Origin of the sequence: Sphaerisporangium sp. NPDC049002 (assembly GCF_040649355.1) — a bacterium.
GTDB lineage: Bacteria > Actinomycetota > Actinomycetes > Streptosporangiales > Streptosporangiaceae > Sphaerisporangium.
Genome location: NZ_JBEZFH010000455.1, coordinates 1 through 1,366, shown reverse-complemented (window position 1 = coordinate 1,366; position 1,366 = coordinate 1). Strand labels below are relative to the sequence as shown.

Genomic DNA, 1,366 nt, shown 5'->3' with positions numbered 1-1,366 from the left:
CCTGCCGGGACGGTCGATGCGCTGGATGTACAGGACGTCCTCGATCCCGCCCGTGCCGCGTCCCCGCTGTCCGTCGGCTGCACCGCGCTGAAGATCGCGCTGCCCGCGCCGCTCAACCAGAACCAGAGCGCCTCGGTCGGGTTCGACCTGAGCATCGTGGTGCCCGCGGGCGCCGACCGGTTCGGCCGCGACGGGTCGTACAACTTCATCGGCAACGCGCTGCCTGTGCTCGCGGTCCGCGACGGCGGCGGCTGGCACCTCGACCCGTACACGAACAACGGCGAGTCGTTCTACGGGCTGATCAGCGACTACTCGGTCACGCTCGACCACCCGACCTCGCTGCTCGTGCCGGCCACCGGCACCTCCGTCGACAAGCCGGGGACGTCGGGCCGTACGGTCACGACGGCCACCGCCAAGAAGGTGCGCGAGTTCGCCTGGGCGGCCGGGCCGTTCGTCAAGACGACCAGCACGACGACCACGGGCGTGGTGGTGAACGTCTACCGGGTGAGCTCGATCAGTTCCACCAACGCCACTTCGATGATGACCACCGCGAAGAACGCTCTCGTCGCCCACGCCGGGCGGTTCGGGGCCTACCCGTACGGCGAGGCGGACGTGGTGCTGGACAACAACTTCTGGTTCGGCGGCATGGAGTATCCCGGCTTCGTGCTCGACATCGTCAGCTCCACGGCTCTGGCGCACGAGCTGGCCCACCAGTGGTGGTACGGCATCGTCGGAGACGACGAGTACAACAGCCCGTGGCTCGACGAGTCGTTCACCGACTACGCGACCGACCTCTACAACGGCATCTCGGGCACCAGCTGCTGGAACAGCGTCTCCTGGCAGTCGTCGGCCGAGAAGATCAGCAACTCGATGGCCTACTGGGACGCCCATTCGAGCCGGTACGGAACCGTGGTGTACACCTACGGCAAGTGCGCGCTGCACGACCTGCGGCGCGCGATCGGCACCACGGCGATGGAGAACCTTCTCAAGAACTACGCCGCCTCCCACTGGTACGGCGTCTCGACCACCGCGGAGTTCAAGGCCGCCGCCCAGGCCGCGACCTCGGTGGACCTGTCGTCGTTCTGGACCACCCACCGCATCGACGGCTGAGTGCCGCTGTCAGGTGAGTCCGGCCAGGCCGGACTCACCTGACGCTCAGCCTGATCGGCCTCAGAGAAGGGCCTCCCACCAGCCGTCGACGGCGGGCGAGGCGTCGACGTCGACGTGCTCGCCCGGCCGGGGGATCACGATGCGCGCGCCGCGCGCCTTCGCCAGGTGGCGTTCTCCGGCCAGGGAGGCCCCTCGACGGCCGACGGGCGGCCGGACGTGGTCGAACGGGGAGGCGTGCTGCTGGCGCTGGAGAAGC

The 1,366-nt window shown here is 69.0% G+C and carries 2 protein-coding genes; one reads left to right on the top strand and one right to left on the bottom strand.

Annotation, left to right across the window (positions count from 1 at the left end; all coding sequences use genetic code 11):
- Positions 1-1,110 (top strand): M1 family aminopeptidase (locus AB0B89_RS36470; protein ID WP_358562376.1); only part of this gene is annotated, 1,110 nt, incomplete at its 5' end.
- A 60-nt stretch (positions 1,111-1,170) separates the two neighbouring features.
- On the opposite strand, the gene AB0B89_RS36465 is transcribed toward AB0B89_RS36470, so the two are convergent.
- Positions 1,171-1,366: hypothetical protein (locus AB0B89_RS36465; RefSeq protein WP_358562373.1), on the bottom strand; the 196-nt coding region annotated here is incomplete at its 5' end.